Source organism: Nocardioides sp. GY 10127, from assembly GCF_004919085.1.
GTDB lineage: Bacteria > Actinomycetota > Actinomycetes > Propionibacteriales > Nocardioidaceae > Nocardioides.
Genome location: NZ_STGL01000005.1, coordinates 228732 through 244372, shown reverse-complemented (window position 1 = coordinate 244372; position 15641 = coordinate 228732). Strand labels below are relative to the sequence as shown.

Sequence of the window (15641 nt, the reverse complement as noted above, 5' to 3'; positions counted from 1 at the left end):
GCCGGGCCACCGCCCCGTCGGTGCGCGGTGCGGTCACTCCTCCTCGTCGGCGTCGAGCTCGTCGTCGAGCTCGTCCTCCTCCTCGGGCGCGTCCTCGACGCCGGCCGGGGCGGGGCGGTCCCAGGACTCGGCGAGCCGGGAGACCCGGTCGGCGAGGTCCTCGACGGCCTCGGGGTCCGCCGAGAGGCTCTTGGCGCCCACGGCGAGGCCCAGCAGGTAGGCGGTGAGCGGGGCGGCGGGGCGGGTCACGTTGTGGGCGACCACGCGTGCGAGGTCCAGCACCAGGCCCTCGTCGATCTCGGCCTCGAGGTCGAGGGCGTCACAGACTTCGTCGATCCAGTCGTGGAGGTTCACGGGACCAGCCTGCGAGTCCTGGCCCGGCCCCGCAAGCGGGGTCGCCGACCTCACAGGTTCTGGCTGGTCCGGTGGGTGGCGCGGGTGGGTGCTGGTGGTGGCGGTGCGGGGTGCGGGTCAGCGCGCGCGCCACGCGGCCAGGTCGTCCGGGGTGTCGACGTCGCGGTGCTCGTCGCCGACGGTCGGCACGTCCGCGAGGTCCAGCGGGGCGAGGAGGCGGCGCAGGGGCAGCCCGTCGGCCTCCCCGGGGGCGGGGCGGACGTCGGCCAGCCGCCGTGCCGACACGGCCAGGGCGAGCGGGTGGCGACCGTCCGGGTCGCGCAGCCGCGCGCCGTCGCCGGAGCCCCGTGCGGCGGCCACCTCCGCCGCCGTGAGCAGCCGGGCGACCGTGCCCGCGTCGAGGTGCGGCATGTCCACGGCGAGGACGACGAGCCAGCCGTCGAGGGTGTCGCGGGTCGCGGTGGTGTCGGTCCCGGTGGCGGTGGTGTCGGTGGCCGGATCGCCCGCCTCGGTGAGCCGCGGCGCCAGCGCGTCCACCCCCGCGAGCAGCGCGGCCGCCGGACCGCCCAGCGGCGGGTCCTCCCGGGCCCAGCGCGGCTGCGGCCCCTCGTGCCCGGGGAGCGGCACCGGGTCACCGACCACGACCACGGCCGTCGCGCCGGTCACCGCGGCCAGGGCGCGCTCCAGCAGGGTCGGGCCCCCGGCGTCCTGCTGGAGGGTGGCCTTGACCGCCCCGCCCAGGCGCTCGCCCCGCCCGCCGGCCAGGACGATCGCGGCGAACGGACTCCCCGGGGTGCTCACCCGCCCAGCCTTGCACGCGGCCGCGTGCGTGCCGGCGACGGTGCGTGATCGGGGTGGATGCGGTGTGTCAGATGCACCGCATCCACCCCGATCACGCGGCACGCCGCCTGATCGACCAGCCCGACCCACCGAGTCGCCCCGCCGACCCGGGCGAGCGGCCACAGGTGCACCTGGCACCCTGGGACCCATGAGCGAGCAGACGGCGCGCCTCACGGTCGCCCTGGTGCAGGAGCCCGCGGGCCTCGACCCCGCCGAGAACCGGGCGCGGCTGGCCCAGGTCGTGCCGGACGACGCCGACCTCGTCGTCCTGCCCGAGGTGTTCGCGCGGGACTTCGGCACCGCCGGCTCGGACGTCTCGCCGTTCGCCGAGCCGATCGACGGGCCGTTCGGCACCGAGCTCGAGCGGGTCGCCAAGGAGCACGGCACCACCGTCGTCGCGGGCATGCTGGAGCGCTCCCCGGACGCCGAGCGGCCCTGGAACACCCTGCTCGTGCGCGGCGGCGCGAGCACCGAGTACCGCAAGGTGCACCTCTACGACTCCTTCGGCTACCGCGAGTCCGACCGGCTCCTGCCCGGGCCGCTGCCGGCGGAGGCGGGCCCCGCGGTCGTCGACCTCGGCGGCTTCCGCCTCGGCCTCATGACCTGCTACGACCTCCGCTTCCCCGAGCTCGCGCGGAGCCTCGTGGACGCCGGGGCGCAGGCCCTCGTCGTGCCCGCCGCCTGGGTCGCCGGCGAGCGCAAGGTCGACCACTGGCGCACCCTCGTCCGGGCCCGCGCGATCGAGAACACCGTCTACGTCCTCGCCTGCGGCCAGCCCGCGCCGCGCTACTCCGGCCACTCGATGGTCGTGGACCCCCTGGGCGACGTCCTCGTCGAGGCCGACGAGGGGCCGGGGGTCGCGAGGGCGGTCCTGGACGCCGGGGTGGTGGCCGAGGCCCGTCGCCTCAACCCGTCGTTGAGCAACCGTCGGCTGTAACCTCGACGGTCGTGTCACGTCGAGCAGCCCCACGTCGCCGCGCCGAGAAGCCCCGCCGCTTCGGCCTCGGCCGGAGCGAGCGCGCCGTCGGCACCCGCGCGGCCCGGCCGGCCGACGCGGCAGCCCCGTCGAGCGCCCCGTCGGCAGCCCCGTCGGGGGCCCCGGTGAGCGCCCCGCAGACCACCACGCTGACGGCAGTGACACCCACGCCCGCCCCGCCCGCCCCGCCGGCCCCGGCCGTCCCGGAGCCCGCGTCCCGGCTGGAGCCCCTGCCGTCCGCACCCGCCGCGGCCACGACGACGATCCCCGCGCAGCCCGCCACCCAGCCCGCCACCCAGCCCGGCACCCAGCCCGGCCGGCCCTCCCCTGAGGTCATCGGCGAGGACGCCCCCGCGGCCCCCGCCCTCGACGCCCTCGACGCCCCCGACGCCCCCGACGCCCCCGACGCGGCCGACCAGCCCACCACGGACGCGGGCACCGGCACAGCGTCCTGGTGGCGCCGCGTCTCCGACTCCCGGCTGCCGTTCGCGGGCTTCCTCGCCCTCGTCGCGGCCTCGGTGGTCGCGCTGGTGGCCGGGGTCGTCCCGATCGGGCCCGACTGGCTGCCGACGGCCGGCTCGGTCGTGCTCACCACGGCCTACGCCTGGGCGCTGGCCGCCCGGACCGGTGGGCGGCCCGTCGTCCTCGGCACCGTGGTCGCCGTCCTCGGGACGGTGGTCGCGCTCTCGGGCGAGCAGCTGCTGGCCGACGGCGCCGCCGTGCTCACCGCCGTCGTCTCGGCCCTGCTCGGCGTCATGGCCACCGTGCCGGCGCGCGGCTTCGGCGGGGCGGCGCGCGAGGCGGTGCTCGCGCTGGCGATCGCCACGATCGGTTCCCTCGGCGTGGTCGGCTGGGGGCCGAGCCTCGAGGTCGTCCGCTTCGACTACCTCGTCCTCTTCCTCTCGACCGTCGGCGCGCTGCTGCTCGTGCACGGCCTCGCGGCCGGCCTCCACGGGCTCGGCCGGCGTGGCCTGGTGACGGTCGCCGTGGCCGGGCTCATGCTCATCGTGGGCACCGCCTACGCCGAGGCGCTGCGCCGCTACGGGCCGGGCACCGTGGTCTCCGACCTGCTCTCCGTCGTCCGCTGGACGCGCCTCCACCTGGGGGCCTTCCCCCGGCCCCTGATGACGCTCCTGGGCGTCCCGGCCATCGTGTGGGGCGTGCACATGCGCGCCCGGCGCCGGCAGGGCTGGTGGATGTGCGCGTTCGGCGTCGCCGCCACCGCCCCCGTCTCGGCAGCGCTGGTCCACGCCCGGGTGTCCTTCTCCGAGGCCGGGCTCTCGACGCTCTACGGCCTCCTCCTGGGCCTGCTGATCGGCTTCCTCGTCATCCGCCTCGACCTCGCCGTGACGGGCCAGCGGGGGCGCGGGTCCCGGCGTGCGGAGCGGGCCGCCGCGGCCCGACCCGAGCCGGGCCGCACGCAGGTCCTGCGCTGACGCCCGTCCGCGGCGCCCTGGTCGACCCGTACGCGCGGGTAACGGCTACGGTGAGCGGGTGCCGCGCGAGAACGTGAACGAGATCCTGGCCGAGATGGTCGCCAACGTGCTGAGCATCAGCGTCGAGGTCGGCCAGAAGGTCGCCGTCGGTGACACCGTGGTGCTCCTGGAGTCGATGAAGATGGAGATCCCGGTGATCTCCGAGCACGCGGGGACGGTCAAGTCCGTCACCGTGTCGCCGGGCGACGTCGTCCAGGAGGGCGACCTCCTGCTCAGCCTGGTCTGATCCGGACCGTCGGGGTCCCACGGGCCCCGCGCGGTGGTGCCAGCACGAGCATCGCCGCAGACCACGAGGACCGTGGTCCAGACCGCGTCGCCGCCCCCGCGTCCCGGCGCGACATTGCGGTCATGTCCCGGGAAACCTGCGCGCCCCCCGGCGTCCGCCGCCTCCGCGCGGCCCTGACCACGGCCGTCCCCTCGGTCCTCGCCTTCGTCCTGCTCCCCGGCCTGGCCCTCCTGGGCCCCCTCCCCGCCGCTGACGCCGGGGCTCCCGGCACGTGGACGTCGGTCACCGGCTCGTCCGCGCAGGCCATCGGGAACACCGGGCGGCCCTCGCTCCTGCGCACCGACGACGGCACCCTGCACGTCGTCTACACCCGCCAGGAGGACGACGGGACGTACTCGCTGCGCCACGTCGCGCTCGGGGCGCGGGGCCGGGTCCTGTCGCGCAGCGCCGTCGTGTCCGGCTGGTACATCCTGGGCCGCGACCCGCAGCTGCTGCCCGACGGGAGCGGCGGGCTGACGGTGGCCTTCACCGGCAAGCGCAGCTCGGGCAGCTCCGACGGCGTCTCCGGCGGGGGTCAGACCCACCGGAGCTCGTCGTCCGACGGTGGGGCGACGTGGACGCTGTCGTCGACCTACCTGTCCACGGCGCTCACGACGGGTGCCACGCTCGGTGCCGCCGCCCTCGACGACGGGACCCCCGTGACGGCGTGGACCGTCGGCGGCGCGACCGTCAGCTTCCGCACCGGGGTGGTGGCGGACCCTGCGACGGCCGCGGCGGACGACACCGAGACCCTCGACGGCTGCTGCGGGTACGACCCGGAGGTCGCCGTCGTCCCGGGGGACGACCGGACCTGGATGTCCTGGACCGTCGGGGGCAGCGCCCCGAACGGGGTCTTCGTGCGCCGGATCGACGTCGACGACGACCCGGCCAAGGCCCCCCGTTCCACGACGACCTCGGGCGGCACGGCCGTCACCAGCCAGATGAGCGGACCGGCGCCGCTGGTGGCCCGCAGCGACGGGGCGGTGTTCGTCGCCTACCCGGTGGGCTACCCCACCCGCGAGTACCTGGCGGTGTGGCGGGTGGGTCGCTCGGGCGTGGTCCGCGTGCCGTCCAGCGCCGACGCCCGGTACGCCTCCCTCTCCGTCGACCCGCGCGGGCGGCTCTGGGTCGCCTGGGCGTCCGGCCACGAGGTGCGCGCGGCCAGGAGCAACCCCGCCGGCACGCGCTTCGGCCGCGCCGTGGTCCTCGGGACGCTGCGTCGCGACGGGCTGGACAGCACCTACGGCGTGGTCGTCGACGCCGCCGCGAGCTACGCCGACGTGGTCGCGAACGACACCGAGCGCCTGCTCCACCAGCAGGTCTACCCCGGGCTGAGCCTCGTCGCGGACCCGGCGACGCTCACCGTCCACCGGCGCACGCGCGTCACCTTCACGGCGACCGACGCCGGGGTGCCGGTGGCCGGTGTGCGGGTCACGGTGGACGGACGGCAGTGCCGCACGTCCTCGCGCGGGACCTGCCGGATGGCGCTGCGGCCCGACGCGACGGGCTCGCTGCGGGCCGTGGGCCGGCGCAGCCACTACGACGCCGGGACCGACGTCCTGCGGGTGCGGGCGCGCTGAGGGTGGCGGAGGAGGCGGGATTCGAACCCGCGGTGGGTCTCCCCACGACCGCTTTCAAGGCGGTTCCGATAGGCCACTCCGGCACCCCTCCAGACCGCCGGGGCGCGGACGCCGGCAGCGGACTGCGGGCATCCTACGACCGCACCCCGGTGTCGGTCGGGGGCGGCCCGCCGCCCCCGGCTGGCAGCCGGCCGCGCGCGTCCGGCACCATGCGCCTGTGAGCACGCCGTCGTCCCCCGCAGCGTCCCCCGCCGACCCGGGCGCGCCCACCCCGCACACGTACCGGCTCGCGCCGGTGATCGCGGTCCGGCTCAGCGGCGTCGCGCTGGTGGCGGTGGCCGTGGTGACGCTGCTCGTGCAGCTCCTCGTCGCGCTCACGGGCCTGCCCGGCCTGCTCACGGGCGTCGTGGCGCTCGTCGGTGTCGTGGCCGCGGCCGGGTTCGCCTGGTGGCTGCTGCGCCGCGCCTGGGTGGTCCAGGTGGACGCCGAGGGCTACCGCGTCGCGATCGTGCGCGGCGTCGGCGTGCGGGCCGCGACCTGGCGCGAGGTCGAGCGGGTCACCACCGCCACCCCGCAGGGTGTGGCCGTGCTCGGGCTGCACCTCACCGGCGGCCGCCAGACCCGCATCCCGGTCGCCGCGATGGCCTACGACCGTGAGCTCTTCGTGACCGAGATGATCACCCGGCTCGGCCGGCGCTGACCCTCGCGCCTGCCGCCCCGTCCGCCGACCCGCCTCCGCCACGCCGTGCGAGGGGGACCTGATTCGGTGCCCGGAGCGATGTGACGGTAACCTCGGCTGCGCGAGGAGGCGTCGCCTAGTCAGGTCTATGGCGCCCGCCTGCTAAGCGGGTTTGGGGCTACAACCCCATCGAGGGTTCAAATCCCTCCGCCTCCGCACAGTGCAGAGCCCCCGGCGTCACGCCGGGGGCTCTGGCCTTTCCCGGGCCCGCGCGCGAGGCCGGACGTGGGGTCGCCTGTTCCAGGACGCGCCGATCCCGGCGAAGTCTTCCGTCCGCGCCCGGCGACGCCTAGTGTGCAGGGCAGCCCTGCCGGGAGGGCCTGTCATCGCAGGTCGCGGCAGGGATTGCAGGTTTGTGCACTGCACAGACATGAGGCACCGGATCGCTCGCTCCCCTCGCCGCCCTCGGCCCACACTCGTGCCACCACTGAGGGACCGAGGAGAGGGACAGGCTCATGAAGATCGTTCGCAGGATCGGTGTCGTCGTTGCTACCGCCACGCTGGGCCTCGGGCTCACCGCGGCGCTCGCCGTGCCGGCCAACGCCATGGACACCAGCTGGGGCTGCGGCGGCTACTGCGCCGTCAAGAAGTGACCCGCTGACCAACTGAAGACGTGCCGGAGTCCGGTCCCCCTCTCGGGTGTGGACCGGTCCCCGGAACAACCCCCCGCTCAGGCGCCGGCTGTCCGTCCGGCGCCTGAGCACATTTTTGTCCGAGCTCGCCTTCGCCCGAGGACGTCAGGGGGACGCCGGCCGCGCTGCTGCGGCCGGGCGGCTCACTGGTCGGAGGCGTCGGGGTCCGGGTCGTCGTCCCCGCCGGTGAGACCGAGTCGGCCCATGGTCCAGCCGAGCTGGAACCGGGTCTCGGCCTCGAACTCGGTCTTGAGGTCGGCCACGTAGCCCGCGTACGTCCGGGGGCTGACCCCGACCCGCTTGGCGGCCGCGGGGTCGGCGTGCCCCTCGATGAGCATCCGGATCGTCATCGCCCGCTGCTCGCCGGCGATCGTGCGCATGGTGCCGGTCTCCTTGTTCGCGAACGGCCGCCCGCGCTCCCACGAGCGCTCGAACACGTCCACGAGGTAGGCCACCACCGACGGCTCGCGCACCGCGACCGCGACCCGCAGGTCCTCGGCGCCCGGGATCACCGCGATGCGCCGGTCGGCGACGATCATCCGGTTGAAGAACTCGTCCAGCGTGCGCACCTGCGCGCCGCGGGCCGAGACCTCCTGCACGTACTGCGCGGTGACCACGGAGCGGCGGGCGGAGTGCTGGTAGAGCGTGCGCAGCGAGACGCCCCGCTCGAGGGCGGCGGTGTCGCGCAGCACGGCCGCGGCGAGGGTCTGCGCGTCGCGGCCCGCCTGCGGCTGGGCGGTGAGGATCTCGGTCTCGGCGTCGGCCACCAGGCCGGTGAGGAAGCGGCCGATCGCGCCGTCGCGCAGGTAGGTGAACGGCCCGGGGCCCTCCGCGTGCGGGGTGCGGCGCCAGGCCTGGCCGATCCCGGTGAACGCGCGGGCCCACTCCGTCGACTCCTGCAGCAGGCGGGTCGACTCCTGGTTCATGGGGGCGACGACGCGGGACTGGACGGTGGAGGGGTCCTCCGGTCGCCAGCGCTCGCCCGCCTCGTCGAGCTGGAGCAGACCGAGCTCGACGAGCAGCTCGAAGGCGGGGCGCTCGGCGGCCCCCTCGGCGACGCGGACGTCGTCCGCGGCCATCCCGCCGGCGGCCAGCACGTCCTCGTAGAGCGGCACCGCCGCCTTCTCGAACAGCGCGCGCTGCTCCGGACCGAAGCCGTTCACCGCCGCTCCCTCCTGCGAGTCCCGCCACGGCCGTGCGTCACGGTCGTGCTCCCGCATCGTTCCACAGCCGTCGGATACCCCACGAGGCGTCCACGCACGCGTGCACACCGTGTCGACCGACGGACTGGGACGGAGCGGGACGGAGCGGGACGGAGTGGGACGGGGCGGGACGGAGCGCTACCTGGCGGGAGGACCCGGGATGCACGCGACCCCGGTCGGCGCCGTTGCCGACCGGGGTCGCGGTGGGGGGAGGCTCGTCGGGGGCCTCAGCGGTGCCTGGCGGGCGGCTCAGCCCTCCAGGCGGCTGCGGAGCGAGTCCAGCTCGTTCCACAGGACGGTCGGCAGGTCGTCCCCGAAGCCCTCGAACCACTCCGTGAGGCCCGGGAGCTCCGCGCGCCACTCGTCGACGTCGACGGCCAGGGCGGCCTCGAGCTCGGCGGCGGTCATGTCGAGCCCGTCGGTGTCGAGCGACTCCGGCGTGGGCACGTGGCCGATCGGGGTCTCGACGGCGGCGGCCTCCCCGTCGATGCGCTCCACGACCCACTTGAGGACGCGGGAGTTCTCGCCGAAGCCGGGCCAGAGGAAGCCGCCCTCGCTGCCGTCCTCGAGGCGGGCGCGGCGGAACCAGTTGACGTAGAAGATCCGCGGCATGCGGGCGGCGTCGCCGCTCTTGCCCATGTCGACCCAGTGGCCGAAGTAGTCGCCGGCGTTGTAGCCGATGAAGGGCAGCATGGCCATCGGGTCGCGGCGCACCACGCCGACGGCGCCGGTGGCCGCCGCCGTCGTCTCCGAGGAGAGGGTGGCGCCGAGGAAGGTGCCGTGGTTCCAGTCGCGGGACTCGAAGACCAGCGGGACGGTCGTGCGGCGGCGTCCGCCGAAGAGGATCGCGTCGATCGGCACCCCCCGCGGGTCGTCGAACTCGGGGGCGAGGATGTCGCACTGCCGGATGGGCGTGCAGTAGCGGCTGTTGGCGTGGCTGGAGAGCTCCCCGCTCTCCGGCGTCCACTCCTCGCCCTTCCAGGAGGTGGCGTGGGCCGGCGGGTTCTCCAGGCCCTCCCACCACACGTCGCCGTCGTCGGTGAGGGCCACGTTGGTGAAGACCGAGCCGCCCTTGGCGATGGTGCGCATCGCGTTCGGGTTGGTGTGCCAGTTGGTGCCCGGCGCGACGCCGAAGAAGCCGTTCTCGGGGTTCACGGCCCAGAGGCGGCCGTCCTCGCCCACGCGCATCCAGGCGATGTCGTCGCCGAGGGTCTCGACCTTCCACCCGGGGATGGTCGGCTCGAGCATGGCGAGGTTGGTCTTGCCGCAGGCGCTGGGGAAGGCCGCGGCCACGTACTTCACCGAGCCGGCGGGGCTGGTGAGCTTGAGGATGAGCATGTGCTCGGCCAGCCAGCCCTCGTCGCGGGCCATGGCCGAGGCGATGCGCAGGGCGTAGCACTTCTTGCCGAGCAGCGCGTTGCCGCCGTAGCCCGAGCCGAAGGACCAGATCGCGCGCTCCTCGGGGAACTGGGAGATGTACTTGATCTCGTTGCAGGGCCAGGCGACGTCCGGCTCGCCGGGGGCGAGGGGGTGGCCGACGGAGTGGACGGCCTGGACGAAGTCGGCCTCGAGCTCCTCCATCCGGCGCAGGACCTCGGTGCCCATCCGCGACATGACCCGCATCGAGACGGTGACGTAGGCGGAGTCGGTGACCTCGACGCCGAACATCGGGCGCTCGGCGTCCAGGTGGCCCATGACGAACGGGATGACGTACATCGTGCGGCCGCGCATCGAGCCCTCGTAGAGCCCGCGCATGCGCCGCTTCATCTCCGCCGGCGCCATCCAGTTGTTGGTGGGGCCGGCGTCGCGCTCGGCGAGCGAGCAGATGTAGGTGCGGTCCTCCACCCGGGCGACGTCGATCGGGTCGGACGCCGCGTGGAAGCTGTTCGGCATCCGCTCGGGGTTCAGTCGGGTGAACGTGCCCGTCGAGACGAGGAAGTCCGTGAGCTCGGCCCACTCCTCGTCCGAGCCGGTGCACCAGTGGATCTCGTCGGGCTGCGTCAGCGACGCCACCTGGGCGACGAAGTCGAGGATGCCGCGGTGGGTCGTGGGTGCCGCCAGCTCCAGCGGGGTAGCGCCCTGGTCGTGGTGGGTCTCGGTCTCGAGGATCGCCGTCATGTGCCTGGATCTCGCCTCTCGCGGGTGCCGGGATGTCCGTTCGGGCCCCACCGGTCGCGGACCGGCTCGCGCGTCTCTCTCGGCGCGGGAACGAACGACCCGGACGGCGTCTGCGTGAGACCCCGTCCGGGATGAGGCGACCATACTGCGGACATCGACGTCCGACTATTAGATCGATCCCAAGGTGGAGACCCACTTCACATTGCCGAGAACGGTTGCGTTGTGCCTGGTCACCTGCCCGCACCGGGGTGTGGGAGCGCCCGGAACCTGCCCGGTCACGCTCTCACGACGTGGGGCTGCGGGTCGAGGGTGCAGGACGTCGCGCGGTGCCTCCGGGACGCGGCTGGACGACCCCTCGAGGCGCCCTGGGGGCCGGGCCGGAGGGCGCGATTTCGGTCTGGGGCGTCGGGAGCGCTATCGTTGACCAGTCGCACGGCGCAAGCGGTGCGGCGGGCGCCTGTAGCTCAACGGATAGAGCATCTGACTACGGATCAGAAGGTTTGGGGTTCGAATCCCTACAGGCGCGCAGCACTCGGAAGGGCCCGGTCCAGCAGGACCGGGCCCTTCTGCGTTCCCGGGAGTGTGCGCTCCGTCGGTGCGCAGGCGCTCGCCTCGGTTCGGCTGCACTTTGTCCTTTAATAAAGGACAAAGTGACATGACAGAGCTCTTCGCCTCCCCGGGAGGCGGGCCGTCACCACGCCGCCGGCGAGCCGCTGCGCGAGATCCGCCGAGCGCTGCCGTAGGCGGCTCAGGCGGTGCCGACCAGCGCCCGCTGGACGATCCCGACGAGGTCGTCGTGCGACGGGCCCGGGTCGAGGAGCGGCCGCCAGCCGGTGCGGTAGACGTCGCGGGCGAGCGGCTCGACCGCGCGCAGCGACTCGGGGAGCGCCCGCATGCCCAGGTAGCCCGTCGCGCCCTGCAGGATGCGGGGGTCCTGGGCGCCGGCGTCGCAGATCCGGCTCGAGACGAGGGTCGCCTCGACGTCCAGGTCGACCCCGGCCCAGCGCTCGGCGAGGTCGTCGTCGCACTCGACGTGGTCCACCACCCACGGCCGCATCGCGGTCAGGGCCCACTGCTCGAAGGGGGCCCAGACCTCGGCGGGGTCGGTGCCGGCGTCCAGGAGGTCGAGCAGGTGCCCCACCTGGAGCGCGCACATCCCGACGCCCCGGCCCGCGGTCGGCGTGGTGGTGGCGACGGCGTCGCCCACCGCTACCAGCCCGGGGAGCCCCGCCTGCGGGCGGTACACGTTGCGCAGCGCGCCGCCGACCAGCACCGGGCCGAGCGGCTCGGCGACGCGCGGGTCGGTCCACGCGGCGATACCCGGGACCGCGGCGCAGGCGGCCTCGAACGCCGGCTCGTGCCGCAGGTCGCGCAGGGCGGCGTCGTCGGTGCGGCGGATCAGCAGGACGGAGAACGTGCCGTGCTCGTGCGGGAAGACCAGCCCCATGTAGCCGTCGAGCATCGCCCCCCAGGCCACGCCGTCGACGCGGGGCGCCGGCCCGGTGCCCGGCCGCCGCCGGTAGAGCCGGTTGACGTAGGCGATGCCGCACTCGCTGCGCAGCGCGTCGGGGTGGTCGATCGGCTCGGGGGCCAGCCCGCCCGACCGGCCGGTGGCGTCGACGACCAGGTCGCCCGCGACGTCCTCGCCCTCGACGCGCAGGCCCACGACCCGCCCGCCCTCGCTCCAGAGCCCGTCGACGTGGGCGCGGCGCAGCGTCAGCCCCGGCTGCGTGCGCGCGGTCTCGTGCAGCGCGCGCTCGAAGGTGCTGCGCTGCGAGCGCGTGCCCGTGGAGACGGTGCCGACCCCGGGGATCTCGAGGGGGGCCGGCTCGGCGCCGGCCGCCTCCCACGCGGCGTCCGCCTCGGGCCACCGGGCGGCGAGGAGCTCGCGCACGTGCGGCCGGAACGCGTGCGTGTGCTCGAACTGCATCACCCCGGTGCGGGTCCAGGAGCCGTCGGGTGCGGGCCCGGCGTCGCGGTCCACGAGCAGGACGTCGTGCCGCTGCCGCGCCAGCGAGGCGCCCACCATGAGGCCGGTCGGGCCGGCTCCGGCCACCAGGACACGCATCTGCCACCTCCGCGGGGACGGCGGGCGCCCGGTCGGGGGCCCGGCCGGGCGTCGGCAGACTCTAGGCCGGGCCTGGGGCGGTGGGCGTCCTTCGTCCCGGCGACGCTGCCCCCGCGGAGCGGGTCAGCTGAGGATGTCCGGCTCCAGGGCGGCGACGGCGTCGACCAGCCGCTCGGTGTCGGCCGACGTCCAGCCGTCCGGCGGGAGGATCTGCGCCCACGCCCGCACCGGCTCCTGGCCGAACTGGTGGCCCTGACCGGCGGGCACGTCGTTGGCGACCATCTGGTCGGCGGCGACCTGGAGCATGGTGACGACCGGCAGCCAGTGCAGGGACGTCGAGACGTCCCGGCCGCGCGGCTCGCTGAGCCAGTCGGGCTTCTCCGTCGCCAGCGACCAGTCCCACCAGGTCACCGGGTCGTTGGCGTGCTGGAGGTAGCCGACGCGCGTGCCGTCCCACTCGCCGAGGGTCCCCCAGTCCGTGTCCTGGTCGGCGAACCGGACGGTCTGCCCGCCCTCGTACGTGGGCAGCACCTCGGGCGTGCCGGCGTCCCGCTCGGTGGTGAAGCGGCTCCACAGCCGGTTGTTCGCCGTCGGCCCGACGAAGAGGGCGCCGTCGGTGCGGTTCGCGAGGTCCTGGGACCCGCTGAACGCGGCCTCGCCGCCGAACGAGCCGAGGCTCTCGCCGCTCACCACGAGGAGCGGGCGCTGCTTCTTCGGCAGCTCCAGCCAGTGCGCGTACACGGCGTCGAACAGCAGGCGTCCGGCGTCCTGCGCCCGCTGCTGGTCGACGAGGAACGACATCCAGCTGGGCAGGTAGGAGTACTGGATGCTGACCGTGGCGGTGTCCCCGCCCCACATCAGCTCCAGGGCACGCACGGAGTTCTCGTTGACCCAGCCGCGCCCGGTGCCGGTGGCCACGTTGAGGACAGCGCGGTCGAAGCCGCCCGCCCGCTCGAGCTCGGCGACGGCCTCGTCGGCCTCGGCGGCCAGGTCGGCCTCCCCGCTGCCCGCGGTCGAGCCCACGTAGGCGCGCACCGGCTGCACGGCGTCCTCGCCGGTGAAGGCACTGATCTGTTCCGGGGTGGGGGCGTTGGTGACGAAGACGCGGCCCTGGCGGCCCAGGTCCGCCCAGGACACCAGCGAGTCCGGGCTGCCGGAGAGGGCGGAGCTCGTGGGGGCGTCGACGTCGTCGGTGTAGTCGTCGTTGATGCCCGCGAAGGTCTGGTCGAGCGCGTCGACCACCGCCCCGCCCAGCACGCCCGTGGCCAGGCTCGAGGCGACCCACGCGACGAGGAGGCCGCCCACCACCAGCGAGACCCGGCGCGGCAGCACGCGGCCGACCTGCCGCGACGTCCAGGAACCGGCGGCGCGCAGGCCGCGGGCGATCGCCACGAGCAGCAGCAGGACGACGGCCGTGACGAGCACCTGGAGGACGTCGTCCCAGACCGCGTCGCGCTCGACGCCGACGGCGTCGCGGACCTGGTCGTCCCACCGGTGCCCGAGCACGAGCGCGACGAGCGTCCCGACGGTGCCGACGCCGGCGACCCAGCGCCACGCCAGCGCCCGGGTGCGGGGGGCGGACGCGCGCTCCCAGCCCGCCAGCAGCCAGGCCACCAGCGCGCCGAGGCCGTAGCCGAGGAACGCGCAGACGGCCGACACGAGGCCCTGGAACACCGGGCCCAGCGGGAGCAGCGACGGCGTGAGCGAGAGCCACAGCAGGACCAGCGCCCCGACGGTCGGGCCGAGGCCGACGCGGACGCCGAGCAGGCGGGCGCGCACGCGGGCGAGGACTCGTCCCCCTCGCCCGCCCTCGGCGTGGTCCGGTGTCTCGGCAGGGCTCTCAGGGTGGTTCACCGGCGCATGGTGGCACCGGAGGTAAAGGCGCGCAGCCCGGTCCACACCGGCGTGAGGGGGGTCCTGCGGGTGGTGGCACGACCTTTCACGCTGGACGCGGGGAGGCGTCGTTCTTCTCACACCGGCGCTGCGTGTGCGGGCGCCGCCGCTCCGCCATAGACAGCGACTATGGCGGAGGTAGCGAGGTCGCGGGTTCCGGCCGTGCGTCCGTGCGGCCACGCTGGACGGGTGACGCCCCCGACCGCTCCGACCGCCCCGCTGTCCCCGACCGCCACCGCCCCCGCGCAGCCAGGCCCCGGCGGGGCTGCTGCGCGCGCGGCGGTGAGCGTGCCAGGGGACCGGCGGTGGCCGGGCGTCGCCGTCGCGGTGGCCGTCGCCGCCGTGGCCACGCCGATCGGGCTGGCGCTGCCGGTGCTCGGCGCCCCCGTGGCCGCGATCGTCCTCGGCGTCCTGCTCAGCGGGCGGCTCGGACGACGGCAGGCGCTGCGTCCGGGCCTGGCCTTCAGCGCGTCGACGGTCCTGCAGCTGGCGGTGGTTGTGCTCGGGACCCAGATGTCGCTGGGCGAGGTGGCGTCGGTCGGGCTGAGCAGCCTGCCGGTCATGCTCGGGACGCTGGCGATCTGCCTGACCACCGCGGCGCTGCTGGCCCGGTGGCTGCGGGTGGAGTCGGACCTCGCCGTCCTCGTGGGCGTCGGCACCGCCGTGTGCGGGGCCTCCGCGATCGCCGCCGTCAGCCCCGTGGTCCGCGCCCGCGGCCACGCCGTCGCCTACGCCCTCTCCACGATCTTCCTGTTCAACGTGGTGGCCGTGCTGCTGCTGCCGCCGGTCGGGCACCTGCTCGGGCTCAGCCAGGACCAGTTCGCGCTCCTCGCCGGGACCGCCGTCAACGACACCTCCTCGGTGGTCGCCGCCGGCTCGACGTACGGGCACGAGGCCGGCACGCAGGCGGTCGTCGTGAAGCTCGTGCGGACCCTGTCGATCATCCCGATCGTCCTGGTCCTCGGTGCGGTGGTGCGTCGGCGTGATCGGCGCGGTGGGGCTGGTGTCGGGGCTGATGGTGTGGGGGCTGCTGGCCGGGTGCCGCGCGTCCCGTGGTTCTTCGTCGGCTTCCTGGTGCTGGCGGGCGTGAGCAGCGTCGTGAGCATCCCGGACGACGCCCGGACCGCCCTCGCCCACCTCTCGGTCTTCCTCATCACCGTCGCCCTCGCCGCGATCGGTCTCTCCACCGACGTCGCCGGACTCCGCCGCGCCGGATGGCGCCCCCTCGCGATGGGCTTCGTGCTGTGGCTCGTCGTCACCGTCTCCAGCCTGGGGCTCGTGCTGCTCGTGAGCTGAGTCGTGTGTCCTCTGCAGGGCTGCGGGGCCGGTGTGGGCTGCGGGCGGCTGTGGGGCGTTCGGTCCTCGTGGTCACGAGGACCGAACGCGGCGGGGTCGGTGGGTGGCGTTCGGTCCTCGTAGTGACGAGGACCGAACGCGGCGGGGTCGGCTGGGGCAGGCGGCTGACCTGGGCAGTTGTG

General features: G+C 75.1%; 13 protein-coding genes and 3 tRNA genes. 9 read left to right on the top strand and 7 right to left on the bottom strand.

Translation table 11 applies throughout. The features are described from left to right. Positions 1 to 33: 33 nt before the first annotated feature. Positions 34 to 354, bottom strand: coding sequence for a DUF6457 domain-containing protein (locus tag E8D37_RS08335; protein ID WP_206055651.1), 321 nt, complete (start codon positions 352 to 354; stop codon positions 34 to 36). Between the two features lie 117 nt (positions 355 to 471). Next, positions 472 to 1155 carry an NTP transferase domain-containing protein gene (locus E8D37_RS08330; RefSeq protein WP_240770280.1) on the bottom strand — a complete coding sequence of 228 codons (684 nt, stop codon included), beginning with the start codon at positions 1153 to 1155 and terminating at the stop codon, positions 472 to 474. Positions 1156 to 1342: 187 nt separating this feature from the next. On the opposite strand from E8D37_RS08330, the gene E8D37_RS08325 reads away from it, so the two are divergent. The 4 genes from E8D37_RS08325 to E8D37_RS19805 all read left to right on the top strand — a co-directional run bounded on the left by E8D37_RS08325 (position 1343) and on the right by E8D37_RS19805 (position 5511). Next, entirely contained in the window at positions 1343 to 2131 is a 789-nt protein-coding gene (locus E8D37_RS08325; protein ID WP_136569303.1) for a carbon-nitrogen hydrolase family protein, read from the top strand. A gap of 197 nt (positions 2132 to 2328) precedes the next feature. Continuing rightward, positions 2329 to 3606, top strand: coding sequence for a hypothetical protein (locus E8D37_RS19810; protein ID WP_168929683.1), 1278 nt, complete (start codon positions 2329 to 2331; stop codon positions 3604 to 3606). A gap of 58 nt (positions 3607 to 3664) precedes the next feature. Continuing rightward, positions 3665 to 3892 carry a biotin/lipoyl-binding carrier protein gene (locus tag E8D37_RS08320; RefSeq protein ID WP_136569302.1) on the top strand — a complete coding sequence of 76 codons (228 nt, stop codon included), beginning with the start codon at positions 3665 to 3667 and terminating at the stop codon, positions 3890 to 3892. 122 nt (positions 3893 to 4014) lie between these two features. Beyond that, entirely contained in the window at positions 4015 to 5511 is a 1497-nt protein-coding gene (locus E8D37_RS19805; RefSeq protein WP_168929682.1) for a hypothetical protein, read from the top strand. 3 nt (positions 5512 to 5514) lie between these two features. Here the strand turns inward: E8D37_RS19805 and E8D37_RS08310 are convergent. Continuing rightward, positions 5515 to 5602 (bottom strand) — tRNA-Ser (locus E8D37_RS08310). A gap of 126 nt (positions 5603 to 5728) precedes the next feature. Between E8D37_RS08310 and E8D37_RS08305 the strand changes: the two genes are divergently transcribed. From E8D37_RS08305 to E8D37_RS19800, 3 genes are all read left to right on the top strand, one after another. Beyond that, a complete protein-coding gene (locus E8D37_RS08305) occupies positions 5729 to 6211 on the top strand; it encodes a hypothetical protein (protein WP_240770279.1) in 483 nt (160 codons plus the stop codon). Positions 6212 to 6315: 104 nt separating this feature from the next. Further along, positions 6316 to 6406, top strand: a tRNA-Ser gene (locus tag E8D37_RS08300). Positions 6407 to 6705: 299 nt separating this feature from the next. Continuing rightward, positions 6706 to 6843 (top strand): hypothetical protein, encoded by a 138-nt coding sequence (locus E8D37_RS19800; protein ID WP_168929681.1) that lies wholly within the window; start codon positions 6706 to 6708, stop codon positions 6841 to 6843. A gap of 182 nt (positions 6844 to 7025) precedes the next feature. Here E8D37_RS19800 and E8D37_RS08295 read toward each other — a convergent pair whose 3' ends face one another. Continuing rightward, positions 7026 to 8045, bottom strand: coding sequence for a LuxR family transcriptional regulator (locus E8D37_RS08295; protein WP_136569301.1), 1020 nt, complete (start codon positions 8043 to 8045; stop codon positions 7026 to 7028). Between the two features lie 288 nt (positions 8046 to 8333). Then, complete coding sequence (locus E8D37_RS08290; RefSeq protein ID WP_136569300.1) at positions 8334 to 10202, bottom strand: phosphoenolpyruvate carboxykinase (GTP); 1869 nt, start codon at positions 10200 to 10202, stop codon at positions 8334 to 8336. A gap of 453 nt (positions 10203 to 10655) precedes the next feature. Between E8D37_RS08290 and E8D37_RS08285 the strand changes: the two genes are divergently transcribed. Further along, positions 10656 to 10728, top strand: a tRNA-Arg gene (locus E8D37_RS08285). 222 nt (positions 10729 to 10950) lie between these two features. On the opposite strand, the gene E8D37_RS08280 is transcribed toward E8D37_RS08285, so the two are convergent. Both E8D37_RS08280 and E8D37_RS08275 read right to left on the bottom strand, forming a co-directional pair. Next, positions 10951 to 12270, bottom strand: coding sequence for a tryptophan 7-halogenase (locus E8D37_RS08280; RefSeq protein WP_136569299.1), 1320 nt, complete (start codon positions 12268 to 12270; stop codon positions 10951 to 10953). 123 nt (positions 12271 to 12393) lie between these two features. After that, positions 12394 to 14124 carry an alpha/beta-hydrolase family protein gene (locus tag E8D37_RS08275; protein ID WP_168929680.1) on the bottom strand — a complete coding sequence of 577 codons (1731 nt, stop codon included), beginning with the start codon at positions 14122 to 14124 and terminating at the stop codon, positions 12394 to 12396. A gap of 228 nt (positions 14125 to 14352) precedes the next feature. Here E8D37_RS08275 and E8D37_RS08270 point away from each other — a divergent pair, with 228 nt between their 5' ends. Next, positions 14353 to 15459, top strand: coding sequence for a putative sulfate exporter family transporter (locus E8D37_RS08270; protein WP_240770278.1), 1107 nt, complete (start codon positions 14353 to 14355; stop codon positions 15457 to 15459). Positions 15460 to 15641 lie beyond the last annotated feature (182 nt).

Coding starts and splice junctions, on each gene's coding strand:
- E8D37_RS08325 (WP_136569303.1), top strand. CDS start 1,343: ATGAGCGAGCAGACGGCGCGCCTCACGGTCGCCCTGGTGCAGGAGCCC.
- E8D37_RS19805 (WP_168929682.1), top strand. CDS start 4,015: ATGTCCCGGGAAACCTGCGCGCCCCCCGGCGTCCGCCGCCTCCGCGCG.
- E8D37_RS19800 (WP_168929681.1), top strand. CDS start 6,706: ATGAAGATCGTTCGCAGGATCGGTGTCGTCGTTGCTACCGCCACGCTG.
- E8D37_RS08290 (WP_136569300.1), bottom strand. CDS start 10,202: ATGACGGCGATCCTCGAGACCGAGACCCACCACGACCAGGGCGCTACC.
- E8D37_RS08280 (WP_136569299.1), bottom strand. CDS start 12,270: ATGCGTGTCCTGGTGGCCGGAGCCGGCCCGACCGGCCTCATGGTGGGC.